Origin of the sequence: Vibrio sp. NC2, from assembly GCF_025195005.1 — a bacterium.
Taxonomy (GTDB): Bacteria; Pseudomonadota; Gammaproteobacteria; order Enterobacterales; family Vibrionaceae; genus Vibrio; species Vibrio splendidus.
Window position 1 is genome coordinate 14,983 of record NZ_JANVFC010000029.1, and the last position, 26,699, is coordinate 41,681.

A 26,699-nucleotide genomic window follows, 5' to 3' on the forward strand; every position below is an offset into this window, starting at 1 on the left:
TCAGTTCCACACACCAATTTCTAAGATGTTTTCAAGTAGCTTATCATCCCTCGCAAGCAAGCGAAGCGGTATATCGAACCCTCCATCGAAAGTGGCAAATTCTTCTCCCATGTGTAAACACAAGTAGCTATAAATCTTCTCTGAACTGTCCGCAGATGCCTTATCGAGTTCTAAAGGATCATGTAATTTTTTACTCAAGATATCTCTCACACCTTGAGATGCAACAAAGCAATGTTTCTCAACCGATTCATCTGAATAGACACCATAGCGATATAGTTCTCGCAGTATAAAGTTAGCACCTATCCCCAATGTGGCTTTTAACTCTGGTGGAGCAAAACTACTACCGGCACCAGAGAGTTCAGCACTTGATGCTGGTTGTATTAGTGCTTTGATATTCGGCATTCCCTGTTCAGCCATCCAAAACAGTTCTATGTAATCCTCTAAGTGACTCGAGAATCGGTATAGAGGCAATATCTGAAGCCATGTTCTATACATATCTGATGTAACGGCTTGTTCGAGATACTGATCCATAACATCAAACCATTTAGAGGGATCGTTCACATCTGAGAATACAGACCACCAACCTTTGTCCTCGAAGTGCTTAAGAGCTGCGCTATGTTGCTGTTCTGTAGTACGCCCAATCGTCTGACATGACCCCAAAAAGAATAATTTTAGCCATGCCGGCTTGTAAACATCTGGCTGCTCATCTAACTTAATCGACTCCCAATCAAAAACACCTGATGGGTAAAGTCGATTCTGGTAGTTGGTAAGTTCTACATCCCGGTTAGACACCCACCAATTATAGATCTTCATCAAGGCTTCTTTTGTCGATAAGCTCGATTGCCCCTCGGATTTCAACTGCTGGCTAACTCGACGTTCGACCTCTTTGTCTGAAACCAAACGTACGTTCCTAAACATATCTATTTGCTTTTTATTCCAACCCCATTTTTCGAGGTGCTTCACATCTATATCCCAGATCCAATTCGGTTTGGCGTGTGTCTTTATAAGCTCAGCGAGTTTGCCAGATAAATCTCCGCTTACAATGTACTCACAAAGCGCTCGTACCTTATTTGGGTTTTCCTTGAGATCATTACGACAGGCCCAGTCATGCAACATATCAACGTTGTATGGCGTGGTATCTCTACGACAGAATTCAAGCAGCTTCTTAGAGTTGGTGTATGACTCTGCTGCAATATATTCATCCGGAGTAAATTTGATTACTTTCTCCTCATCTGAATTTGCAGCTTGTTTATCAGTAAGTAATGTATGCTTTATCCCTCGATAAGAGCCATTGCGGGTTTGAATTTTTAACTCACCAAGCTTTTTACGGAAATCGTCCACCTGCTCATGTGTCGCCTTGTTATTTTTAAGAGCCTTTTCAAATTCAGGGTTAAAAACAGGCTGCAACTGCTCTGCTAAAGCTGGCGTAAGTTCACCATTATCAAGTGTCATGTCGAGCACCTGACTCAAATCGAGAGTGGCTAGTTCTAAACCAAGCTTATTTAGTTGTTTACCGTAGTTGTTACAAACTAATTTGTTTGATTCTAGTAATCGAGAAACGGTAGGAATGCGTTCCAAATGAGCTAAAAGTTGTTCGAGTAGATCACTCGTTTGATACGTGAAAGATTTAAGTGTCGTAAGTTTGGTGCTGCCCGACTTTAGTCCCGTCGGAAAAACAGGGAAAGAGTAATAAAAGTCCACGATCCCCCCCTCGCCTTGGAAAAGGCGATAAGTATGATCAACGGTTTTCTCTCCATCGACTGGTAGTTTCGGCCCACCGCCCCACATTGCTTTCCACAAACTACCCCAGAAATCGATAATGCTTAGGTCTTCATCCAACTGGAGCTCAGTTCTGACTGCTTGCCAGTTTAGTTTGGTTTCTTGGTATATCGCTTCTAATCTTGATTTTAATTCACGCCCCAGCTTTTCAAACAAAGGGTCATTGCTTGTTGAAGATACATGAAGATGGTTGCGTCCCTTGTCGACTTGAAAATCTGCATTAATAGCGATTCCGATACCAAAATCCCCCATCAATGGTGCTAAATTCCAGAGCTTCGGAATCTTTTTACCTAAGGGGGTAAAGCCTTTCCCGCTAAGCCCAAAAATAAATCGCCCTGAGTCAGTCTCAATTTGTAGAATTTTAGTTAGTTGATAGCCCTTCTTGGACGGAAGTTGAATATTGCCGACTTTCAAGCCTTTCATTGACGACAGTAAGGTCGGCTCCCAGGTAAATAACTCGCCATTAAGTTCAATAGTATGAATTTTCTTGGCAAAAACAGAAACTAAACCCGCTCGTATCTTAAAGCTTTCGAGCACTCTGTTCGCATTAACGCCCTTATTCAAAGGAAGTGAAATGATAGTCGGTCGAATCGGCTTGTTTAGAGGCTCATTCCTGGCTTGCTCAAACAGTTCCTCGTGCTTAGGGCTCAATACAGGTAGCAGTCCGCCTTCAATTTGCACAGCCAAGCGACCAGAAATAATATTAGGCGTATCAGAAATCAGTAGGCAGCTCTTAAAACCTAAACCAAATTTACCCGTCGCTGAGCCTTCTTTATCAGATTGATTTCTTACAAGCATCTTTTGCAAGTCCATTTTGAAGGTACTGCTTTTGGGCGATGAGGAAATGTGTGAAGAGCTATGTTGGTTAACCTCTCTCCCCCAATGCATAAAAGATAAAACTTCATCATTTACAGAAACCTTGAATACACCACGTCGATGTATTTCTTCCTTAGGATAACCAAGGTCTTCAAGCTCCAATACGGCATCATCGGCATTTTGGAATAGTTCAAATGGAACACTTGCTGGCTCGTACTGATCACCCAGTACCTTTTCTTTGATTGCTGTCAACAGCTCTGCTTTTGTACTCTCTTGTTCGATTTCTTCACCGATCTCAACTAAGACCCTATGTTTAGCATCTTGATCGTATAAGCAGTTGCTTTCTGCACTTGCAACCAATAAGTCATTGTTTTCGGATAACAGGCTTCTAATTTTAGGAGCTTCTAAACGCAATTCTTTAAGCTGTTGCACAATCCCATCTAAAACAATCAACTTCGCAGCATGGATATCTAACTGCTCCGCACCGGAGAACTTATCCCAAATATGATCGAGAGTGATTCTTTGGAGGTAAATTTTCTCAAGAAATAGCTCTGCACTTCGTTTTAAGATTTTAAGTAGCTTTTCCTCGCTCATTTCATAAATGGGCAATTTTCTCAATTGCACAGTTATCGGAGCAGAGTAAAACACTCGTGTTGCGCTCCAAACGAAGATTGAGTCAGCTTCTTCACTCAAGTTAACCTCAATGCGCTCTCCGAGAATAGAGTCTTCCTCTATGGTCGACCCACTATCTGGTCGAATATCAAAATCGACCTTCGATACAAAGTTAGCTAGATTGTCGGGGGTCCCTGACTTTGGTCTCCAGTTTTCACCAATGGAACCAATAAACTGCTCAATGTTTCTAGATCCTATGTAACCCTCACACAGAGCTCTGATACCTGGGTTTCCAGACATAAGAGCGAGAACCGAACCAATGGCAGTTGTATTAGTGATAAAGGGGGCCCAGTCAACGAAGTATCGCTTTATTTGCTCGTAGGAAGAAGTTTGGTGACTAGTTTGATTTCTTGGCGCATTGAAATGCTGCTCCAACTCCTCCCCACTGATACTAGACGGTTCAACGATCTTAAGTACATGCTTGATGGCAGAGTAATCTTGTTCGTGTAGCAGCGACGAATGAGTTATACCTTCCACACCAAAACACAACATTCGGCTTTCGATAAACTCATTGCTTTTTGAACGCAATGTGAGATTAGCAATAGATTTCAAAGGCTCAGGCTGACGACAGATCATCGCTAATATAACCGCACGCAATTCCTGTACTGAATCAGGGCTTGAGATTGCCTTAACCAATGCCTCATGCAGAGCGACCAATTTATTCGTATCGTCGGCTGAGCTACTCAATTGACTTAACTCATCATCACTCAAAATCCCCTCTGGTGCGTTGTTAAAGCACTCAACAAGTAGTTCCCAGCCTTTGTAGTCAAGCTGCCTAAATATTTGTGGATACTTACAAGCTTGTTGAAGCACACTAGTAGTGACTGGTGCCTGGCCTATCGCGTAGCCTTGTGAGCGACTGGCTGCCTTAATTGCTAGCTTTGCAATATCAACGTCACTCACTACCAACATATTTCGGATACTATCAAAGCATGTTGAGCCATAAGTATCGAGTTCATCAACAAAACAAAACTCACTATTTACTTTGCTTAGTTCTGATATCGCTGGCCAATCGGTTTGCTTTGAATCTAAAACCATATTCGGCGAAAGTACTTTGTTACCGCTAGTTAGCCAATTGGTGGTAACAAGTAACTCAAACACAGGATCGTCTGAGGCTAGCTTGCCAACCAAGGTCAAGATGTAGTCTTGAAATTGTGAAGGGTTTTCGTGTTTCAAAACCAACTCGATGATCTTTGAGTGATCAAGCTTCTTAATATTATCTTTTTGTTGTCTCTGCACAGCTTGCGAGTGTGCAGAAACTATCCAGGTGATCTGATTTCTGATTTCGTCAGGGAGCTCAATATTTGTTTCTAGGAAGCAATTGTCATTGACTGAGTGATATTTTCCTTCCACGCAGCGATGAAGAGATAGTTTTCGCCATAACTCAGCATCTTCTATCTTCTCGAGGACAATTTCTGCATCATGCTCATCGAGGCTTAGCTCATCAAATTCAAGATATTGAATATCTTCACCCAACTCAGCAAGAACAGATTGCGCATTTACTTCCTCTAGATTAACTACTTTTTTCTCCTGCGGAGTGAGCTTTAAAGTAGCTGCCAACTCGTGTGAAATAAGAGTCCAGCTTTGCTCTATACTGAGACAATTTTTGTGAAGTCGAGACCAGACCTCATGATCTCCACCGATTGACCAAAGTTGCTCTGACAGGCTGTAATCATTCTTGTGACCATGTATGAGGTACCGTACTGCGAGCTTTTGCTCAGAGCTAAGACTTTCCGAAATTTCCAGTTTTGAAATTAGATTCGAACGGTCTTTGGGGGCCTTCAATTCTGGCTTTGTGGCAAGCAATTTTAGTACAGGAACCGTGTTACAAAGCTCAACTCTCCCGTCGAATAGTTGTTGGTTTACTTTGCTATTGATAAAAACAATTTTGTTGTGTTCTAAGGCTTCACCGAGCACTTCGCCAAGTATGAATCTTTCACCTGACGATATCGAAAATAAACGTTTTTGTTGGAATAGGCTCATTAAGTTTGCGAGAGACTCTCGGTACGCACTTTGACTTCCAGCCACATAAGCAAGAAACAGTTTCAATGAATCGTGATGCTGAAGAAGACGTTGCTTTTCTTTACCTTTGAAGTTATCCAGAATCGTGTCTGTTACTTTACCTAACTGCTTGTCGTTTAGCTCTTGCATCCCTAGCTGTGAAAGTACGCCGTCTGCATCATCAAAGCTAAGTGCTCCCGAACTTCTTCTAATCTCACCATCTAAGAATGCGGGTACAAACAACTTACTAGATTTGACCGATGCAAATACATTCCAAAGTGGCTGCTCTTCTTTGTCTAATTTCACAGCCCATCGTGACGAGCTTCGTATATATCCGACAAACCTTCGAATTGCAGCGCCATTTAGTGACAACTTTGTGAGCGGTATTGATTTGAATGCGGATTGTGCTAACTGAATCAACACAGATTGACAGCGATCTGAGTATATGGATTCGTGGTTTAATGAATGTAGAAAGTCAGCCAGGTAGCCCAATAACTTTTGAGACTCAAATATTTCACTTTTCACTGACTCGAAAAGTCTAACGAGCTCATGCTGTTGCCAGCAAGCATTATTGCTCGAGATAATGTTTGGCTTTTCGTTTTCGATATATACGAATTCGTCAGCGCTTTCCATCAAGGCTGGTAAGGTTTGCCAAATACGCTCATACTCGTCAGAATTCGGTTTGGGTAGTATTCGTACAGGGCGTGATATATCAACTAAATCCCAAGATTTTGAACTACTCTGTAAACGGTAAACCCATTGGTTTTTACTCGTTATCGGTTCGTGACAGGGACTTCCCATACGATGTTTTAAAAATTGTTGGATCCCCCAGGCTAGGCTGTCAACTTGTTGTGTATTTAACCTCCACTTTGAGGCAGCTAGTGCGACAGATACAAGTAACGACGGCAGGGTACCCTCATTCGCAAGAAGGCGGTTCCACTCTTGAGTTGCGGTATCTTCAGAGTCAATATCTAAAGCTTCTCGATAACCTATCGATTTTCGCCCGTGAATACCTACACGACCGGCATCGATAAAGAAGTATCCATGCAGCAAAATATCAAAGCTCGTGTTCCCTGCGATAGCGACTTCAAATACTTGCTTCTCTTCTGAGGTGTCTTGCTCACCAAGTGGTAAAAACACGGCCCAACGGACAGTCAACTTTGCTTGTGCCGCAGAGGGGGTAGCTAACAATATAGTGGCTGAATGCGGTTGTGCCTTATCCTGTACTTTTTGTTCTTTGCCTAAAGCGTCACGAGCGTAACTAATCGGCCAGAACTTGTTTTCTTTTAGCTGATTGAGTTGTTCGGAAACAAGAATGGATTCATTACCTACGTAATTGATACTCTTAGCTTGCTCAGCCGAGTAGCTATTTACACGTATAGAGCCAGACCATTCCTCCTCCCCGTTGATAGTAGGGAAATGTATACGGTCAATAGGCTGCTCTATCTCTGTAGAGAATAGTTCTCTGGGATCCGATTCGTTTGCAGCAAATGAGCAACCTTGGATTGTTCTGAGGTGTTTTAGCATTGGGAATAATTGACCCAATTGAGAAGCTAGGTTTGAATCAGTTAAGAAGTTTGGCACTTCTCGGCCATAATCTTCACTGTTGTAGATGTAATTGTTACCATCCTCACCTCTCGCTTGTGCGATAGATACAGACCTTAACGGAATCCAAACAATGAAGACATACGCATCGTCATTAAATGCGTTGGTGACTGGTGATAGAGCTTGCTGAATTGCTTTTTTGTCTAAGTCAGAAAAAGAGTTCCACTCTTTCCTCAACTCATCCCAAGGGTTTAGTACATCGGCTTTAGGATACTTACCCTGGTACTCTTGCCAATCGCTACCAATAAAAAAGTAAAGTTCCCCTAAATGAAATAAGCTTTTCATGCCTAAGCCAAATTTACCAACGGCATTGGTATCATCGGCTTTAGACCCCAAGCCTAAAGTTCGTATTCCTTTAACGTCTGCTTCAGTAAGTGGCGCATCATTGACAAAGAAAAAACCAGGGTCTTTAAGTAAAGGGTGGTCAACATCTTTGAGCCCAGGGTGCCAACCGATAATTAGATTTTGTGCCTTAGCGTCATCGGCATTCTGGACAATTTCTTTCAGGATGGGAAAGCCACTTTTGTAGCGGTCTCTCAAGTTATTAGCAATCGATTGAACATCACTAATTGGGTTGTGTAAAAAAGACATGTCGTCCTCATTTATAATTCTAAGTTAAAAGTGAGTACAACAGTCTTTCATCCTGAAGGTCGTTATTACCACTTGTTGTTTAATGCGGTCTAAGCACTCTTACTCTCTTCAACCACAGCATTCGCATTCACCTTGCGAATCACTCCAAACAGCTCCACTACGGTTCCTTCATCGAAGAAGCCGTAGGCGCTTTCGCCGTGGTTATCAGTAAATGGTGGCTCGAAGAGTTGCGACATATCTAAGATGCCGTTATTAACGAGGTAGTCGATCACTTGATCGACGAATTGAATCTGTTCAGCGTTGTAAGACTCTTCATCAAGGAAACTGCTGAATGCTTCTTTGGCTGCATTCATGTCTAAACCGATGAGTTCACGGATAAACGTGCCTAGCGGCTTCTCTTGTAAGATCTTCTCACGGTAAGCTTCCATGTCACTCATACCGCTTGCATCCAGTAGTAAGCCTTCTAGGACGTCTAAATCGGCTTGAGTGATGGATTTATTGCGCTTGAGCTTTTGAATCGTTAGCTGATCTTGGTGGTCTTGAATATAGAGCTCAATTTTCTTGCGATACTGGGCTAAATCAACGCTTGGATTCTTGTACACGTTTGTCACGTCATGGACACCTTGAACTTCGTCTTCAAAGTTGGTGTACACCATCTCTTTTTTATCTTTGTCCAACGCGAACATTAGATTTCGTAATTTACGACGTAGCTCTTCGAGCGTCACTAAATGGATATCCTGCCAAAACTCTTGGGTCTGAATATCTTGAATAAGTTGCAGCTGCGCTTGTACTGCTGGAATCGTCGATTTCGCTTCAAGCTGCTCAGCAAACTCAACCACTCGTCCGCGGCTTGTTTCCGACAACATACCTTTCTCTAACAGATCCAATTGCATGGTTAACACCAAGCTATCGAAGCGGTGTGATAAGTGATTAAGTTGCTCATCAGAATTAAACGCTTCAGCTTCAGTTGGTAGCGCAGAGATTTGGCTCTCTAGCTCGGTAAACTTGGTATCATCAATATTGTCCCAATGATCTCTTTCTAAGAAGGGCTCTACTGCTTGGCGCTTGGGTCTTACGATAAAGTTATCGAGATTCATGCCACTCACAAGGTGGTGCAACATGTCTAATTGATAGCGGTTTAGCTCTGTATAACGCTCACAGTCTTCAGGATTCTGTTCGCAAAACTCTTCATTATTTAGCTGGTCATTAAGCAATGTACTAAGCAGAACGCGCTTCTCGAATACCTGTTGAGTCACGGGTTTTGCTACACCCACAGCTATGCCTTCGGGGTTAGCATCGAAATACTCAAAGTTCTGACAGTAATCGAAGACCTTGAACGTCTTTTTGTCGTCATTAGGACCAAAGAGGTCTTTACACAAACGTGTGCCACGACCAATCATCTGTGTGAATTTCACTTTAGAACGGATGACTTTGAAGAACACAAGGTTGACCACTTCTGGTACATCAATACCGGTATCCAACATATCTACAGAAATTGCGATTCGGCAGGTTGGGTTCTTCGGGTCGAACTCATCAATTTTGTTTTCATCGCCACCGAACTCATCGATTAGGCTTTGGGCGTAGGTTTCTTTGAAAGTAATGACGCGTGCGAGCTTGCCTGCCCATTTCGGATAGTTCTTGTTGAACATCTTCTCAAGGAAAACGGCGTGGTCATTATTGGCTGCAAATACGATGGTTTTACCGATAACATCGCCACCTTCAACATGGATACCACCTCGATCATCTTTACTCATTAACTGAGCAAACATTTTTTCTGCGGTATCTTCGTTAAACAGAAACTTATTCACTTCTGATGGCAATACTTCGTCGCGATCTTCCAGTTCGGCTTTGTTTTCCCACTCTTCCTGCTCTTCGTCTGACAGGTCTTTATACTTCACGCCCTCACGTAAAAACTTAGTCGCAACAGAGATTTTGGTCGGTGGTACAAGATAGCCTTGGTCATACGCTTTATCGTCTTCATAAGCGTAGGTTGGCATCCCTTTTTGTAGTTCGAAAATGCCATAAGTATCTTTTTCGACTTCATCTTTTGGTGTCGCGGTTAAGCCCACTAAGAAGCCGTCAAAATACTCAAAAATTTGGCGATACTTGGAATAGACTGAGCGGTGCGCTTCATCGACAATAACCAAATCAAAATGACCGACACCAAACGGGCGTTCATCCGCACCACGATCCAATAGGTTCTTCATTGTTGGGTAAGTAGAGAAATACAAACGGCTGTCGATGTTGTTCTTACTTTGACCTGAATCCAAAATAGAACAACTTACACGAGGCAATAGCTTAACGAAGTTCTTCTTAGCTTGGGTAAGCAATGCGTTACGGTCGGCAAGGAACAGAACGTTCTTAACCCAATCGTTTTTCACCAACAAATCAACAAGGCTAATCACGGTACGCGTTTTACCCGTACCCGTTGCCATTACAAATAACCCTTTGCGCTCATGCTCTAGCTCAAAGTCTTGTAATAGTTTAGTAATGGCTGATTTTTGATAGTGACGGTTGGTGATCTCGTTATTAATAACAAGATTGCTGTTAGGCATACCATTTTCAAAGAAAGGTTTACGATCGGTACGGCGCTTCACCATAAGCTCAAGTTCGGCTTTGGTGTAAAAGCCTTGAACTTGACGCGGCGGGTAGAAATGATCATCCCACAGATGGGTATCATAGCCATTGGTGTAGAAGATAACTGGGCGCACACCACATTGCTCTGCTAGACAATTAGCATATAGTTCAGCTTGTCGCTTACCTTCTTCTGGACTGATGTTAGCTCGTTTTGCCTCCACCACCGCTAAAGCTGTGCCGTCGTCTCCCCAGAGTACATAATCGACAAAACCGTTTCCTTTAGGGTTGACCTTTGAGATAGGCATACCTGATACAGGGTATTCACGGTCACGTTTATGTTCTAGCTTCCAGCCAGCTTCGTGTAGCAGTACATCTATAAGATAAGTTCGAGTTTCTTCCTCGTTATAGTCGTGCGCATCCGTGACTTTTTCAGCACTTTGCTTGGCTTGCTCTATCTGCTCAAGTAATGCTTGGTTTGCCGCTTTTAACGTTTCGTTCTCTTTAAGTTGCTGTAAGTAGGCTTCACGCTCGACTTTGTCGTCTTGCTCTAGCTGCTTCTCTAGCTCTTTAACTCGTTTAATGCTGCTCAAGGCTTTGGTCGCCACGGTGGCATCAATTGAGACTTGTTGTGGAATAAGCGCTTCATCAAACGGTTGAACTACAAACTGTTTACGGTCTAGGTTGGGCGTATAGGTTCGAATAAACCAATACAGCACATGGTGCAGCTCTTTCACCGCTTGTAGGGCATCACGCTGTGGCAGCATGGTTTTACTGTGTACCGCTTCGTTACCCACTTGGATCACCAGCTTGAGCTTGGGAAACAAGTGAGTTTCTAAATTTTGCTTAAAGCCCTTGTCATGAATAAGCGACATTAAAGTCGCATCATGACGTGGACGAGTAAGCCAATTATCAATATCAAATACGGTTTCAACCATTAACTCCAATGCATTTCGAGCATAAAAGCCTGCAATGCGCGGATCAGTTTTGATGTTGCTTTCCGCATTTTGGGCACGAGTTTGAATCTCGGCACAACGCGTGGTGTACACATCGTTGCCACCGTTAAGGGCAACATCCATAAAGCCGAAGTTGCTCGTTGAACCGTTAACCGTATCTGACATTGAATTTCCTTTTTACATCACAGCTCTTTAGGTAAAAGCTATTATTCGTTATAGGTTTAACTCGCCTTTGAAGGCTTTTTGCATTAGAGCGTTGAATAACAAGTTATACTCAGCTTCTTGCTGCTTAACGTCAGCAACCTTAGTTCTTATAGCGGCAACTCTTATTGCAAACTTTTCTTGTAACTCTACCGGAGGCTTTGCAATTTTGATTTTCTGGAATTCTTTAGCGTTAATATTGGCCATTCCAACAATACTTTTACACATTGACTGAAGAGTCTTTTTCCCGTATTTCGAGTTCATAAAAGAAGAAATATAGTCTGGATGAGCTAATTCATTACAGCGAGCTCGGACTAAATAACCAGCATAAGCCATAGAGGTAGCCTCTCTATAAACCGCAGTTTTACCAACCAATTCCTTGCTGTTTGTTCGATTGAATAAGATATCTCCACTTTTAACTAAGTACTTATTTTCATCTTCCTTACTCATATCCATGTATTTCAAAGCTGAGAAATCCCAATTACCTTCATAGGTAATGTTATTCATTCTTAGAACTGGAAATTTTTTCTTTTCAGTTGAGGATTTTTCAGACGTACCGTAGTTCGCAGATGACAACATTTCGCCAATGATTCCAACATCCCACCCCTTAGGGTTCGTCACCGGATCACCAAACATATCGATAAACACTGACTGAGCGAGGTTGTTTAGCTCTTGCTCCATTTGCTGGCAGTCTTTACGTAGTTGATCGGCTTTTTCTAGCACCGCTGCGATTTGCTTTTGGGTTTCTAGTGAGGGGAACGGGAAGTCAACTGTCTTAAGGTAGGTAGCTGAAATATTGGGTTGAGCACCGCCCACTCCATCTCTAATAAAGTCATTTTTCTTAGACTTCAAAAAGTAGTAAAGATAGTTAGTATCAACTTTTTCGTTCGGTACAAATGCAGCACATGCTTGGTTTGTTGCTGCTTCAATATCCAATATCGAACAAGCCCCAATAGTTGCACCATACATTGCCAGCAGCACAGTGTCCTTGGGAAACAGTTTTGCTGATGACTTATCCAAACCTAATTGAGTTATATACTCCGACGCTTGTTGAATTCTAACTTTGTGTAAATCGCCAGTTTTTATCCAAGGTATATCTCCATTATCGTAATAAGATTTTTCTCTACGACTGGGAGTACCGCCGGAGCTAATTTTGAACAAATCACCTAGAGTAACAATTTCCATTACAGTAATTTCTCCAACTCAACCACACCCTTAGCCATCTTATCCTGCAAGGCTTTAATACGCTTCAAGATGTCTTGCGGCGCATCGTATTGAACTTCCTCGTACACCACTTCTTTGTAGCGGTTAAGGCTTAGGTCAAAGTCGTTACTGGTAATGGCATCCACCGGTACCATAAAGCTCTGCTCGGTCTTTATACGCGAGTATTCAGGGCTTTCGCTGTTTGGTGTGTTGTCTTCATTAGTTAGCGTATTGAACCGCTCAATGATATCAGCAATGTTGCTTTGCTCGTGGGTTGGGGTTTCACCATCTTTGGCTTTTGTTGCGTCAAAGAGGGGGGTACGCTTATCGTCGAGTGAGTAACCATCGGCCTGCATGTCGTAGAACCAAACGTTGTCTGTACCGCCACTGTTGGTTTTGGTGAATATAAGAATGGCTGTACTTACCCCAGCGTAGGGCTTGAATACACCAGAAGGCAGTGAAATGACCGCTTCGAGTTTTTGTTTAGAAACGATTTGTTCACGAATCGCTTTATGTGCTTTGGTTGAACCAAATAACACACCATCAGGGATGATAACCGCCGCACGACCACCCACTTTGAGCATGCGAAGAATTAGGGCTAAGAACAGCAACTCTGATTTCTCAGTTGGCTTTTTCTTTTTGACCTCAACCTGAATTTCATTGCCGTCTTCGTCAATTTCAGTTTTGTAGGTTGGCTTAGCTTTCTTAACAATAGGGTTTTTACCCAATGCACGCAGCAAATCTGGTGCGACAATGTCAAAATCAACAGAGCCTTTAAACGGCGGGTTCGCAAGAATGAGGTTGTAGGCTTCGGAGATGTTCTCGTCACCTTGGTCTTGCAAGCTATCACGGTAATGCACGCTTGGATTTTCAATGCCGTGCAATAGCATGTTCATTGCACCAATGCGTAGCATGTGTTTGTCAAAATCAAAGCCAGTAAACATTTCATTGTTAAAGTGTTTACGGTTATCAGGCTTGTTCACTTCTTTAGCGTGATGCTCTTCAACGTATTCAACTGCCGCCATTAAGAAACCACATGTCCCTGATGATGGGTCACAAATGGTGTCATCCACTTTTGGCTGCATCAGCTCGACCATCATTTGGATAATGTTACGCGGGGTGCGGAACTGACCATTCACACCCGACTGTTGCAGCTTACTTAGCAGGTACTCGTACAGATCGCCTTTGGTGTCTTTGTCGTCCATGTTAATGGCGCTGAGCAATTGCACGACCTGATCCAACAACTTTGAAGATGGGATCATAAAAATCGCATCTTTCATGTGCTCAGCAAAGCTACCTTCATTTTGTAGGGTTTTAATCTTTGGGAACACACGGTCGCGGACGATTTCCATCATCACATCTGGATCTTTGTCTTTAAAGTTGCTCCAGCGTAGAGCTTGCTCATCAGGCGTAAAGGTTGGGTTATTCAGTGGTAGACCTGTCGCTTGGCTGCGACGCTCAGCCGTCTTTTGCAATTCATCTAAACGACGAATGAACAGCAGGTAGGAGATCTGCTCGATAACGGAGATTGGGTTAGCGACGCCGCCTGTCCAAAACATTTCCCAAACTTGGTCGATCTGATTACGAATTTTGCCTGTTAGCATGGTTATTCTCTTTGGTAAATTGTTACCTTCTTAACAAGAAGAAAACAACTTAGTGATGTGTAGGTCTATCGCGCGATTTTATCATACATAGCCAGCTATACGTTAATGTGCATCACATTGAATTGATCATAAATAAAAGTGCTATTTTTTATTCAGTTAGATAGTATCTAGCGCATCGATTATTGTTAAAAGTGAATGATGATGACTAGAGGAACGCAACTCAAAATATACTTGGCGAACGGCTCTGTGACAGGTATTCGACATGCTGAAATTGTGAACTGGACGGGTCAGGCTATTGCGGTTCCTAGAGTACATATCAAAGAACTCTCAGAATGGGAAGAAACTCAGCGGCCTGGGGTTTACTTTTTATTTGGTTACAACGCAGAGAGTGGCAATAGCCTTGTTTACGTCGGAGAAGCAGAGCATATTCAAAAACGCTTATCACAACATTTAGCAGGCAAAGAATTCTGGAATGAAGCCATTTGTTTTACCAACAAAGATGAAAACTTAACGAAAGCACACGTTAAGTATCTTGAAGCTCGTTTGATCGAAATCATCTTAGAGTCAAAACGATATGACCTCGATAATGAAAAGCAGCCACCGACATCTTCATTACCCAGAGGTGAAAGAGATGCCATGGAGACTTTTATTGACAACATTCGCACTGTTATCGGTTCTTTAGGGCACAAGCTGTTGGAATCGAAGGTGTCCCAAACGAATGCTCCCTTACCAAGCGAACCAGAAAGTATGGTGCTGCAGCTCAAGGTAAAAAAAGTCAATGCTAAGGCAATGCTTACGGATGAAGGTATTGTCGTTTTGAAAGGATCTCAGGCATTAACAATAGCTCAACCTAGTTTATCTAAAGGCTATACGAAGCTACGTAGTAACCTAGAAGATAAGGGGATTCTAGCGTCATCAGGAGACCGCCTAGTAGCAGCCGAAGACATTCTATTTACTAGCGCCTCTCAAGCCGCCGCAGTACTGCTTGGTTACCCTTGCAGCGGGCCCGATTACTGGAGAAGTGCTTCAGGTAAAACACTGAAAGAGATTGAAGCGGAATCTATTTAGATAAATGCGGCGATAACTCGCTGTTTAAATTGGCCTAACCTCAGTTCATCAAATGCTAAAATGAACCCTGCATTATTTGAATTAATCATATCTGAAGTTTCTCCCCAACTGAGTAAGCTTGGTTGGGATCGATTAGATTGAACGCTTTCCGATACAGTGCTTGATGGTAGGCGTTTTTCATCAATAGCACTTGGCACGTTATTCTCTTGTTTAATGTACATGCAGCTATCAGGAATATCCTGCTCAATTCTTTCAGCAAACCCAATCAGACTTTCTTCAGCAAAGGTATACAACCACGCTTCTTGGTTGGGGGAATCATTGATTCTTAAAATTCGCCCGAGCACTTGCCTGAAGTAAAGTTCCGTTTTTACCGAGCTCATATGACAACAAACCTGCAGCCTTGGAATATCCGTTCCTTCACTTATCATCCCAACACTGACTATCCATTGAACCGTTGAGTGACGAAAAGACTCAATTTCGTGTAACGGATTATCATGGTGATAAGTCACTATGCATGCTGATTGATTAAACTGCTCAACAAGTCGCTTTTGAATGTCTTTAGCGTGCTTGATAGAAGATGCGACCACTAAGCCTCCAGCTCTTGGGGACTCTTGCCTTATCTGCGCTAGCTTTTGGCAACCACTATTCAATATGTAATTCATAGCGTCTTCGTTATGAATTACACTTTGATAAGAGACATCGGATTGTTTAAGGCAATCAAGAATAGAGGCGAAGTGTTGATTGTCACTGCCAGCTTTAACGCTTAGGTGTTCATTATCGATTAAAACGATTTTAGGGCGGCGGCATACTTTATCTTCAACGGCCTGTTGCAAGCCGTATTGATAATCGCAAACAACCTTGCCATCAGGGTCGGAATACTCAGCCATGACAATCGGTAGTCGATCAGAACGCCAAGGAGTGCCCGACAGCGCTAATGTGTAACGGGCAAAACCTTGGATCTTCGAGACAATTTCTAGCCCCCATGAATTTGACCGCCCCTCATCATCAAACGAACAATGGTGGATCTCATCAAATACGACTAAGACTCGATATTTACTGACTGTGTTCCAGAAGTTCTCATCTAAAAAACGGATCGATTGATAGGTGTAAGAGCCCCCAAGAGAACCCAAACCTCCATTAAAGGAACATTCGAGCTTCCATGAAAAGGTCTTTTTCATCCCTTCCGCAACAGTCAGAGAGGGCGAGAAGCACAGCACTAGGTCAATCATGCCTTGTTCAAATAACCGACTCGCAACCTCGGCGGCCATAACGGTTTTACCAGCTCCAGGAGTCGCTTGGCAGAAGAAGTGTGAATACTTGTTTGAAGTGAATTTCTCGATAACTTGAGCTGCACACTCGGCTTGCCATGCTCTTAACATTGAGGAGCCTTACTTTGCGCGACTTGCATCCAGTTGGTTAGTGCATTAATTCTGCCTAATAGCTTGGCTGAGCGTTCTCTTGCCGCATTAAATAGCGGCTGCATATCTTGCTTATCGTTTGGGAAACGCGTTAACAACGATTGGTATTCCTCAATCTCGCCCAAAGTAATCGCCAGTTCGCCTTCATGCTGCTTCTTCTCTTGCGCTAATGCATTTAGAGAGCACTTTGGAGTTTGATCATCCATTGAATCGACCTTAGCTTGCCTATTTCTAGCTACTCTAGGCTCAATTGTGAGCGCTTTGAATTCGTTAGTTTGATGGTAGCGTTTGTCTCTACGAGCCCCAATGACAGAAAGCCAGCCTTTCTCCTCAAATGATAGAAGTTGCTTATAAACATACTTCCGCGCATCGTCCTTGCTCGGGAAGGCTGAAGCACTGTTTAGCAAAGCATCTCTAGCTTCTGTGACGGAGAAATTATCCATCCCTTTTTCAATCAATAGGTTAAACATGTGAGGGTTAATTCTGGTTACTTTCTTCATGTGACTCTTACAGGCAATAAAAACTTAGGATTGCTAAGTATACAAAAATCAGTAAAACTTAGACAATCTAAGTTATCTAAAGGTTGAAAAGAAATGTGTAAGTGCAAAAAGACAACCCCATCCCAGCGAGGCTCAAAGCTGCGCGTAAAAAAGCCAAGATCACCCAAAAAGATTTAGGGGTGAAAATTGGTATGGAGCAAAGTTCTGCTAGCGGTCGTATGAATCATTACGAGAAAGGCAGACATGTACCCGATATTGGTACGCTTGAACGTATGGCTGAAGAGTTAGATGTGCCGCTGAATTACTTTTTCTGTAGGAGCGAATTGAGCGCTGAGTTAGCGTGCGCCATTGATAAGATGAGTGATGAAGAGAAGGCGGTGTTACTGGAGAACCTAAAGAGCGAAAAGTAATACTTAAGCTTTAAGTCCATTTATGCTCAATAACATGCTCAACGGAATTGCATCCGTAAATCGTGGAGCTAGTATCTTATCTTCTGAAGTAATGCCATTTAGGTTGTAAGACGATCCAGAGTCAATTTGATGAAGACGAAGCTCCTCGATAGAACAATTAAAAGGGTTCTCCAAGTAGGGGAACTTAAATGAAAAGGTACGTGACAATATCGCTTTATCTATCGTATCAGCGTTCTCACTGAAACTCATAAGTAGTGCGTCTTTCAAGAAGTGCTTTAACGCTCGACATTCCCCTCTACACATAATAAACAAAGGATATAACACTTCATTTTTTGTAAGCACCGGCGGTTCATCAAAGCCCATTCTCGCACTCAAACCAGCGACAAATTTAGCAAAGTGCTTTTTTTGCTCCAAGTCAAAACTATAAGATGCCGTTCCACTCGAATGGCTGTTAGCTTTCAACAGCTTGAAATAGTTAATCTTTCGTCTCCAACTTAATCGTGAGTTCCATTGCGGCTCTGTCGCTATCACATCAGCATAAGGCATACCAACCAACACAAACGAGACTTTTGCTTCTTCACTTATGTATTTGAACGTATTAGCAATAGCCTGCCTTTCTTCTGCTGTAGAAAACTCCACAAGCTCTTGAATTTCATTGACGATAATCAGCTCAACAGATTTACGTTTAAGTTGCTTTACGACAGCCTCACCAAGAGCAATTTCATTACGTCGTCGGGTACCTCTTCCACCTGACTTTCCATCTAAATCGACTAAAAACTGCGTAAGCGTGTTCTGTTCATTTATGCGGCTTGGAACTCTAGTGCTAAGAACAGGTTGTTTACTCCAAGTTGAACTCGGCGGAAAGCGTGATAGATAGTTGTTAATCAAAGCCGTCTTTCCACTTCCGGCCTCACCAGTTAACAAGAAAGACTCCGGTTCACCGCCAAGGGAGTGATTAACACGAAGCTGATCGAAAATGGAGTAGATTTCAGTTATAGCTGGATACTCGATAAAGCTGGTTTCAAAGAATTTTAGTTGCTCAAACTGTCTAGATGTTAAGTTCAAATCAATACCCCTCAATATCTTCAAAATCATCATCAGCTACTTGTTCTGAAACATCGAACACGACCGCAGCTTCTTTTTTGGCCGGAGCCGTACTGATTGAGCTTGGCCCCTCTGAGCCCACATCATTAAATTTTGCTAATTTCGAAGTGTTACCCGTTTTAGGCAAGCTACCCTTATTACTTTTGGCACTGCGGAACCTATCGGTTTCTTCCTGAATACGCTTCTTCATATACAGAAATGTATCCGCAAGCGCCTCATCATCAGCAAGCTGCTTAGTGTTAAGCCTGCGTACTTTTTGTATGCGCTCATGTTCAAAAAGGGACAGTCCTTTTGTATATCCACAGTTGTCTACCGCTGGAACTTTTATGTACCTCTTTTCCGATTCTAGGTAAACATGGATGTAGCTGATATCAGAGGGGTCTGTTTTGGTCCTAACAAAAAGCTTTTTACCATTGTTAGATGCCCAATATTTACGGTATTCAATAAGTTCGGAGGACTGATAACGTAAGTTATGTAGTCTAATCCCTACCACTCCAATAGTTCGGTGTCTAAGCAAACCTAGCTCAACTCTCAACTGCTCCTTCTCAGCACCAACGTAGTAGGAGGGAGTCCATTCCGATTGGTTCCACTTGTGGTATGGAATATCACGTTCTCTTGAATCTGGTGCCATGTGGTAATAATCGACAATCCATTTATGAAGTAATTCAAGAAATACAGAAACTCTAACCACCGCATCCTTCTTTGGGTTGTAATCTTGTAGTTGAGTAGGGTTGGTGAATGTTTTTCCAGGTAGTGAATTCACTAACCCTTTATTCATCTGATCAAACAGCTTTTCGATCCCTGACTTTCGCCAAGGTTTAGCTGCTTGACTGTATTGGATGTCAGACACTAGAGGCCGTAACGAATCTTCCAAGCTTTGACTCCAAAATTCAGCACCATTATCGACAACTAAACAGTCAATTTTGCCGTGACAAGGCCATTCATTATCAATGGATGGATACCTTTGCTTTACCCAACTCTTATCTAGTAGCGAGTTCAATAGCGCCTTTCTGACAGAGTCAAAACTAGGCTCTCTAAAGTTGATACTGCACCCAACGATACATTTACTGAAGCGGTCATATAGCATCGTCAGATAGGGTCGTCCCAAAGGAATATCTAGCTCGTCATCAATCAAAATTACTGGGACTGGTGTATGGTCAATTTCGACATACTCCATTGGTTTGGTCGAAACTACTTGCTGACCAACCGAGCGAAATTCTCGGTCTGCGTATCGTTTACCAAACCTTGCAATCGCTACCTCATAAGGAGGTAAGTCGTGTATTCGATTGTAAAAAGAACGTTCGGAAATTGGTTTTATTTTCCCCTCGACAATCCCACGATTTAATTGAATCACTCGACTCTTATAGTATCGGTATGCTTCAGCAGCACTTAAGCGTTCACGAGTCAGGTATACGCTGTTAATTGCTTCATCAACTAAAGATTGAGAATCGAACTCTTTTTGTCGATTGCCTTTAAACGTATGCTTAGGAATAAGCGCACATGGGTCTTTACCCGCTTCAAAGTAAGATTTTTTCCAAGTTGCTAAAGTTCGCCAACTCGGGGGAATGAGTTGTAATTCCGATTCCACAAGAGTTAAGAGAGGGTTCAAGTTTTTCTCGGTCCATCCGCCTTTTAAACGCTTCTCTACGAACGCGATGATTTTGATACGACGGATAACTTCTTGCTGTACCTTCGGTGATTGAGAATCAATAGTTGAGGAGATTTCAATAGGTTCATGAATTAGCTCTATTGGAAGCTGCTGAGACTCTCCCTCTGAAGCTTCAAATTCATCAAAGAACCCAAATATGTTGTTAGAGTCCGATGGCATAGTTAACACCAAACGTAGGTTTCGAGGCCAAAGCCAATATTGTTGAGGTCTGTTTTGATTTGCCCCGAAGAGATCCAAGGAAGAGTAGAGATAAGTGTGTCTTGCTCCGATAAACCGAAATACAAAGACACCTCTTGTAGCTGCACCATTTGTTTTCGTTGAATAAACGCCAATACTAGCTTTTGAAACTCAGTCACGGTTCGCAATCCGGAATAACGGTGTAGTAACTTAAAGTTATCTAACGTCGGTCCCATTCTAATTTGTTTCTCAGTAACCAAAACTAAGCGTCTGTTGAACTCATTCAACGCAACCCTTTGTTTCTCTTCAAATCTATTCCTGAAATCAGGTTTGAGAATCTGACTAGAGTGTTTTACTTCGAAGAGGGTTGACTGCTCGTTGTGATCTGTTACTAAAAAATCTGGGGTATATCGGCACTTACGATTATTGAATTGATAGTGGAAGCCAAAAGGTTGAGAGGTAAAACTTTTAATGTTTGCGTTATATTCGAGGTGAAAGCAGAAATCGAACTCCAAAATGGAGAGAGTGCGAACAACAGCATCATTCTTCAAGCTCATGAACTTACAGATGTTGTGTACGTGAGATGATTTCTTGGTTTGGTCGAACATAGCAAATCACTTTTGTTGTAAACCTACAACAAAAAATAGACTATGAAGACTTACTTATGGTGCAAATATGAAGACTTATGATGCAGAAATGAAGAAAGCCTGCAATTTATGCGAACATATATTGCAGGCTTCATAAGGGGTGGGAACCCAGCCACATCCCGGCACACAAGTCACTCGCTGCGGCTGCTCCCTTCCAGGCCTGACCGAGTTCACGAGTTATTGTTGCGGGAGGACCAGGCCCCCATAGATTCGTTTTCTAAGAGGCTTGCCTCAAAGAGTGATTGGATTATTAAGCATCACAGCAACCATTGCAAGCCCTTCCACCCTATTTTTGAACAATTGCTGTCTAAGTGCTTATCCTTTATTCAAACCACTAGAAAATCGCAGGTAAATTCACCATTTACCTGCATTTGTAAGGTTCGGGTTATCTACGTACTAGATATCGATGTCTTCGTTATCTTCTGTACGAATGATGTAGTCTGTCATCCACGCGGTGCCTAATAGACATAACCACACCACAAAGACTGGACTAGGCACTTCGATACTTGGGGTAATCACCAGTGCCGCAAAACCAACCGTCGGCAATGTCCAACACAATAGTTTATTCCAGCGGAAGGTTTTCAAGCGCGTCAGTGTTTCCATCGATGCCATGATGCCCGTTACACACAAAGCAACCAAAGCGGCATAAGGTAAATCGGCCATCCATAATGGAAGTATCAAGCCTAATGACCACCAGCTGTGTCGGCTGGCTGGCTTAAGATGATTTGCCGCCCACCAAATAACGATGATTGACAAGGTTTGTAGTGTGGTAACCCAAGGAACGCCTTCAAGCTTACCTGCTGATTGCGTGACCATAATCCCGACTTGTAGCGTTGCGACGATCAAGCCAGAAATAATCACGACCGACAAACTGCTACGTTTTGAAAAGACCACCATCAATAGTGGGAATAATACCCATACACTGACTGATAGCGTGATGGGTTGTAGCGGTAGCGTTAATCCATAAGTGGTCATGGAGACAAGCAAAGCTAATCCTGCGATACCTCCTTGCGGCAAAATCCATAAAGCAGGAATGACCATTGCAAGTACTGGGATATCTCCCTCACTTAAACTGATTGCTCTCGCGCAGACAACCGCTAATAATGTGGTTATCAAGAACTGAAACGTTGTAAATACCATAGCCCTCTCCTTCTACCGATCCGTGGTATTAATGAACTAGGAACATTTAGTATGGACCAATTTTTGCCTCAAATCTTTGCTGTGATTCACCAAATTCCATATGGGAAAGTAACAACTTATGGAGACATCGCATGTTTTTCAGGATTTCCGGGCTATGCGCGCCATGTTGGTAAAGCGCTGGGTAACCTGCCAGAAGGTAGCAAACTGCCTTGGTATCGGGTAATCAACAGCAAGGGTGAAATATCTTTAAAGGGTGATTCGTTCGACCGACAAAAGCAGCATTTGGTTAAAGAAGGGGTTGAGGTGAGCGATGCAGGAAAGATCAAACTCAGAATATACAAATGGCAGCCCTAGAGCTGCCACTAATCGCTAATTCAACTGGCTAAGTTAAGCCAATCAAGATGCCTTAACAATGGCATCGATTTCTTGTTAACGAACACCAACTAAACGTAGGTCTGCTTGCTGTGTATTTTCTACATCAGTAATTACTGACTTAATAGTGTCAGTAGTGAAGCGCAGTTTACCGTCAACGTGAATCGTTGCGCGCATGTTGTAACGGTGGTTAGCTTTAATCTTGTTATTGTCGTAACTCAGCTCGAATGCGAACGGAACTTGCTTACCGTCAGTGGTGAACTCTTGAGTTGCGATAACCGTCGATGGTGCGTCAGCCAGTGAGATGTCTTCTAGCGTAACAGTCACCACGGCATTCTCTGGCAATGCAATTCTTTCACGGTAGCTTACTGTTCCTGAAATCACTTGAGTGTTCTCTGCAACCACTTCCTGAGAAGCGTTCGTTTCTGATGTTGCTTGGCAACCAACAAGTAGGCCAAACGATACTAAAGACGTAATAAGAATTAGAGCCTTTTTCATATTCAATTTCTCTCAACATGTTTGCCGGACTCGGCAAATCTACTCACCAATTATAAGAGAGCTTTCATATTCTGTCTTGAAACCCTATGATTTATTGACAGATATCTGACTAAGCTAAATGATTAACACAATAATCTGACATCCATTTTACCAAGAGGCATGCTGGCGATGAGTCAACCTTTACAAGAATTATTAAGTTTACTTCAGCTAGAGAAGCTGGAAGAAGGTCTGTTCCGCGGGCAAAGTGAGAACCTAGGTCTACCACAGGTTTATGGTGGTCAAGTATTAGGGCAAGCGCTTTCTGCTGCTCGTTATACCGTTCAAGATGACCGTAGTGTGCACTCGTTTCATAGTTACTTTCTATTTCCTGGCGATCCTGAAAAGCCAATTATTTACGATGTTGAGAACCTAAGAGATGGACGCAGCTTCAGCACGCGCCGTGTGAAAGCGATTCAAAATGGCCGCCCTATTTTCTATCTCACGGCTTCTTATCACGGTGATGCTCCAGGCTTTGAGCACCAGATTTCAATGCCTGATATTCCTGGGCCAGAGAACTTTGCATCTGAAACCGAGTTAGCGAGTCACATTGCGGAGTTCCTACCAGAGAAACTGCGCAAAACCTTCTGTGGCGAAAAGCCAATTGAGATGCGCCCTGTGACGGTCGTGAATCCACTCAATCCTAAGAAGGCGGAAGCGAAGCAGTACCTTTGGGTAAGAGCAAATGGCGCGATGCCAGACAACCAATTGATCCACCAATACCTGCTTGCTTACGCGTCCGATTGGGGATTCTTGGTGACGGCACTTCACCCACATGAAGTGTCTATCATGACGCCAAATTTCCAAGTGGCGACAATTGACCACTCAATCTGGTTCCACCGCCCGTTCAAAATGGATGAATGGCTGCTTTATGCGATTGAAAGCCCGACAGCGGCTAATACTCGCGGCCTAGTTCGTGGCGAGATCTTTAATCAAAAAGGTGAGCTCGTAGCGACAGCAGTACAAGAAGGTGTGATGCGCTTTACTAAATAGCGCTCAAATAAATAGCGAATAAACGCTTTTTATAAGCCCAAAATATGTACGAGAAAACAAAAAGAGAGGTTAGGTTTAATACCTAGCCTCTCTTTTTTATAACACTAACGAAAAGCCGTCACTTAAGAGTGACTAAAATCTATTCTGCTTCTAGCGTAGGCTCAAACTCGCTTTGTACTCGTGTTTTGATGCCATCTCCGGCATCTCGCAGAAGGTTAAATGGTGATAGCACCACACCTTTCACAGCGCCTTCTGCAGCGTCCTGAGCCAAAGCTTGACTCTTATCTGCCAACAAATTAGCTTGCACTAAAATATTCGGCACTTCCGCTCTTAGCATTTCAGATTCAGTAACAACAGCGGGGATAGTTTGCTCGCGGTACGATTTACTTTCAGCGAGCATCGGTGGCATGACATCCACACGGTATCGTTTCAGCTCAGTCAATGCTGGTGGGATGACATCGGTTCTGACCTGCTCGACTTCCGTTCGGACATTTTTCACTTCATCTAATATCGCAGGGATTTTGTTGTCGACCGATGAAACGGTTTGATTCACGTCATCTATCGTCTTTCTGACCTCTTCGACTGTGTTCAAAACTTGAGGAGCAAGCTCGCTGACATGTTCAGCAAACGCTAGCAGCTCTTCCACTTTTAGCCCTTTCGTGAGACCGGATAAATCTTCGATAACCTGCGGATAAGTATCGACGATCTCCCCTACTTTATTAGTAAACGAATAGATGGTGTAGCCCAAGTAAAAAATGGCGACCGCCAATACCAGCTGGATAGCGGTAGATACTTTTGCAAACATGAATAATCCTTTTCTTTTATCGCAGAGGCGATATCTAAACTGAGACGATAGTTAAACTCAGACGATTGTTAATGCGTAACTAGGCGTAGCTTAAAGCGGCAATGCTGTCGTGTACTTCAATGGTTCCATCGCAAATGTCGAGGTCACATTAGAGATACCATCAATGCTATTCACCAAGCGCTTGTAGAAATCATCAAAGCACTTCATGTCTTTCACCTGAACCTTCATCATATAGTCATATTCGCCAGCCATGCGATAGAACTCCATCACTTCTGGAAATTCCGACACAGTATTCACAAAACGACCATACCATTCGTGAGAATGATCACTGGTTTTAATCAATACGAACGCGGTAAAAGAAAGATCGAGCTTTTCTGGGTTCAGCAGCGCGACTCTTTTCTCAATAATGCCGTTCTCTTCGAGGCGCTTAAGCCTTTTCCAGCAAGGCGTTGTGGTGAGATTGACCGCTTCAGAAATGTCATTCAATGACAGGGTGCTGTCTTCTTGCAGTAATCCTAATATTTTTTTATCTACGGCATCTATCACACTTTCACCAAATCGCATTTAAAGAGAATTATTTTCTACAATTTAAGCAAAACAAAGCAAATATGGCAAAGTTTTTCTCTCTGATTGTAGCTAAATTAGAACCATACCAATTACAAAGAATTCCTACACTCGATCAGGAGAACGCTTATGTGCACTGACCATCAATGGATTAACAACGCGATTCGTAAAATTGAAGCGGACTACCAACGCTCAGCGGATACGCACCTTATCAAGCTCGAACTACCAAGTATCGAAGGCATTGATGTTTACCTTAAAGATGAAAGCACACACCCAACGGGCTCTTTGAAGCACCGCTTAGCGCGTTCTCTGTTCTTATACGCTATCTGTAACGGTTGGGTTGGCCCAGAAACGACGATCATTGAATCTTCATCAGGCAGCACAGCCGTGTCTGAGGCTTACTTTGCTCGCCTACTAGGTCTCCCGTTTATTGCGGTAATGCCAAAATGCACAGCGAAGAAAAAGATTGAGCAGATTGAATTCTACGGCGGCCAAGCGCATCTTGTTGATCGCTCAGATGAAATTTACGATGAGTCACGTCGTTTAGCAGAAGAGCTGAATGGTCATTACATGGACCAATTTACTTACGCTGAGCGCGCAACCGACTGGCGTGGTAACAACAACATCGCGAACTCTATTTTCAATCAAATGCAGATGGAAGATCACCCAGTTCCAGCTTGGGTAGTAATGAGCCCAGGTACTGGCGGTACTTCAGCGACGATTGGCCGCTTCATTCGCTACCAACAGCATGAAACTAAACTATGTGTAGTTGACCCTGAAAACTCGGTATTCCACGAATACTTCCAAACAGGCAATGCGAACGTGAAAGGCTATACATTCAGCAAGATTGAAGGCATTGGTCGCCCACGAGCAGAGCCAAGCTTCATTCCTGGTGTGGTTGACGAAATGCGTAAAATTCCAGATGCAGCAAGTATCGCAACGACACATTGGTTATCTGAAATTCTTGGTCGCAAGGTTGGCGCATCAACCGGTACTAACATGTACGGTGTGCTTCAGCTAGCCAGTGAGATGAAAGCACGTGGCGAGAAAGGTTCTATCGTGACTTTGCTATGTGACAGCGGTGAGCGTTACCTAGACACTTACTTCAATGACGAGTGGGTAAATCTGAATATCGGTGACCTACAACCTTATGCAGCGAAGCTAGAAGCTTTCTCGCAAACAGGTGAGCTGGCTTAAGTTCATTAACTAACAAGTTTACAATGACAAAAAAGGACGAAGTTAACTTCGTCCTTTTTCTTTATAACAAGCCCCTATTAAGAAGCTTATTAATCGCTA

At 42.9% G+C, this 26,699-nt stretch carries 18 protein-coding genes and 1 other RNA gene; 5 read left to right on the forward strand and 14 right to left on the reverse strand.

The annotated features are described in order from the left end of the window. The 4 genes from NX845_RS21985 to NX845_RS22000 form a co-directional block, all read right to left on the reverse strand. A complete protein-coding gene (locus tag NX845_RS21985; RefSeq protein ID WP_260257155.1) occupies positions 1 to 7,464 on the reverse strand; it encodes a sacsin N-terminal ATP-binding-like domain-containing protein in 7,464 nt (2,487 codons plus the stop codon). An 89-nt stretch (positions 7,465 to 7,553) separates the two neighbouring features. Beyond that, entirely contained in the window at positions 7,554 to 11,159 is a 3,606-nt protein-coding gene (locus tag NX845_RS21990; RefSeq protein WP_260257156.1) for a DEAD/DEAH box helicase family protein, read from the reverse strand. A gap of 48 nt (positions 11,160 to 11,207) precedes the next feature. Then, complete coding sequence (locus NX845_RS21995) at positions 11,208 to 12,380, reverse strand: restriction endonuclease subunit S (protein ID WP_260257157.1); 1,173 nt, start codon at positions 12,378 to 12,380, stop codon at positions 11,208 to 11,210. Next, positions 12,380 to 14,002, reverse strand: coding sequence for a class I SAM-dependent DNA methyltransferase (locus NX845_RS22000; RefSeq protein WP_260257158.1), 1,623 nt, complete (start codon positions 14,000 to 14,002; stop codon positions 12,380 to 12,382). The genes NX845_RS21995 and NX845_RS22000 overlap by 1 nt, the downstream gene beginning before the upstream one ends. Positions 14,003 to 14,203: 201 nt before the next feature. Between NX845_RS22000 and NX845_RS22005 the strand changes: the two genes are divergently transcribed. Continuing rightward, on the forward strand, positions 14,204 to 15,070 hold the full coding sequence (locus tag NX845_RS22005) for a GIY-YIG nuclease family protein (RefSeq protein ID WP_260257159.1): 867 nt from the start codon (positions 14,204 to 14,206) through the stop codon (positions 15,068 to 15,070). Here the strand turns inward: NX845_RS22005 and NX845_RS22010 are convergent. Further along, positions 15,067 to 16,449 carry a DEAD/DEAH box helicase gene (locus NX845_RS22010; protein WP_260257160.1) on the reverse strand — a complete coding sequence of 461 codons (1,383 nt, stop codon included), beginning with the start codon at positions 16,447 to 16,449 and terminating at the stop codon, positions 15,067 to 15,069. The genes NX845_RS22005 and NX845_RS22010 overlap by 4 nt on opposite strands. Further along, positions 16,443 to 16,988 (reverse strand): hypothetical protein, encoded by a 546-nt coding sequence (locus tag NX845_RS22015; RefSeq protein WP_260257161.1) that lies wholly within the window; start codon positions 16,986 to 16,988, stop codon positions 16,443 to 16,445. Before NX845_RS22015 ends, NX845_RS22010 begins: the two co-directional genes overlap by 7 nt. A gap of 101 nt (positions 16,989 to 17,089) precedes the next feature. Here NX845_RS22015 and NX845_RS22020 point away from each other — a divergent pair, with 101 nt between their 5' ends. Continuing rightward, positions 17,090 to 17,398 carry a helix-turn-helix domain-containing protein gene (locus NX845_RS22020; RefSeq protein ID WP_050634805.1) on the forward strand — a complete coding sequence of 103 codons (309 nt, stop codon included), beginning with the start codon at positions 17,090 to 17,092 and terminating at the stop codon, positions 17,396 to 17,398. A 3-nt stretch (positions 17,399 to 17,401) separates the two neighbouring features. On the opposite strand, the gene NX845_RS22025 is transcribed toward NX845_RS22020, so the two are convergent. From NX845_RS22025 to NX845_RS22045, 5 genes are all read right to left on the reverse strand, one after another. Continuing rightward, positions 17,402 to 18,496 (reverse strand): TniB family NTP-binding protein, encoded by a 1,095-nt coding sequence (locus NX845_RS22025; RefSeq protein ID WP_260257162.1) that lies wholly within the window; start codon positions 18,494 to 18,496, stop codon positions 17,402 to 17,404. After that, positions 18,465 to 20,330, reverse strand: coding sequence for a Mu transposase C-terminal domain-containing protein (locus NX845_RS22030; protein ID WP_102502386.1), 1,866 nt, complete (start codon positions 20,328 to 20,330; stop codon positions 18,465 to 18,467). Before NX845_RS22030 ends, NX845_RS22025 begins: the two co-directional genes overlap by 32 nt. Before the next feature lie 2 nt (positions 20,331 to 20,332). Next, positions 20,333 to 20,956, reverse strand: coding sequence for a TnsA endonuclease N-terminal domain-containing protein (locus tag NX845_RS22035; RefSeq protein WP_017631046.1), 624 nt, complete (start codon positions 20,954 to 20,956; stop codon positions 20,333 to 20,335). Positions 20,957 to 21,098: 142 nt separating this feature from the next. Further along, an RNA gene (ffs, locus tag NX845_RS22040) (signal recognition particle sRNA small type) lies at positions 21,099 to 21,195 on the reverse strand. Between the two features lie 196 nt (positions 21,196 to 21,391). Further along, complete coding sequence (locus tag NX845_RS22045; protein WP_017080372.1) at positions 21,392 to 22,135, reverse strand: hypothetical protein; 744 nt, start codon at positions 22,133 to 22,135, stop codon at positions 21,392 to 21,394. Between the two features lie 51 nt (positions 22,136 to 22,186). Between NX845_RS22045 and NX845_RS22050 the strand changes: the two genes are divergently transcribed. Continuing rightward, complete coding sequence (locus NX845_RS22050; RefSeq protein WP_260257163.1) at positions 22,187 to 22,489, forward strand: MGMT family protein; 303 nt, start codon at positions 22,187 to 22,189, stop codon at positions 22,487 to 22,489. Positions 22,490 to 22,564: 75 nt separating this feature from the next. Here the strand turns inward: NX845_RS22050 and NX845_RS22055 are convergent, their stop codons facing one another. After that, positions 22,565 to 23,005, reverse strand: coding sequence for a YbaY family lipoprotein (locus tag NX845_RS22055; protein ID WP_029222253.1), 441 nt, complete (start codon positions 23,003 to 23,005; stop codon positions 22,565 to 22,567). Between the two features lie 168 nt (positions 23,006 to 23,173). On the opposite strand from NX845_RS22055, the gene tesB reads away from it, so the two are divergent. Beyond that, the gene (tesB, locus tag NX845_RS22060; RefSeq protein WP_026012255.1) at positions 23,174 to 24,034 is read left to right on the forward strand and encodes an acyl-CoA thioesterase II; all 861 of its coding nucleotides are present in this window, start codon (positions 23,174 to 23,176) and stop codon (positions 24,032 to 24,034) included. 139 nt (positions 24,035 to 24,173) lie between these two features. On the opposite strand, the gene NX845_RS22065 is transcribed toward tesB, so the two are convergent. Together NX845_RS22065 and NX845_RS22070 are read right to left on the reverse strand one after the other, a co-directional pair. Then, complete coding sequence (locus tag NX845_RS22065) at positions 24,174 to 24,839, reverse strand: hypothetical protein (RefSeq protein ID WP_102569531.1); 666 nt, start codon at positions 24,837 to 24,839, stop codon at positions 24,174 to 24,176. 90 nt (positions 24,840 to 24,929) lie between these two features. After that, positions 24,930 to 25,403, reverse strand: coding sequence for an Lrp/AsnC family transcriptional regulator (locus tag NX845_RS22070; RefSeq protein WP_017078855.1), 474 nt, complete (start codon positions 25,401 to 25,403; stop codon positions 24,930 to 24,932). Positions 25,404 to 25,532: 129 nt separating this feature from the next. On the opposite strand from NX845_RS22070, the gene NX845_RS22075 reads away from it, so the two are divergent. Continuing rightward, the gene (locus NX845_RS22075) at positions 25,533 to 26,600 is read left to right on the forward strand and encodes a PLP-dependent cysteine synthase family protein (RefSeq protein ID WP_260257164.1); all 1,068 of its coding nucleotides are present in this window, start codon (positions 25,533 to 25,535) and stop codon (positions 26,598 to 26,600) included. Positions 26,601 to 26,699 lie beyond the last annotated feature (99 nt).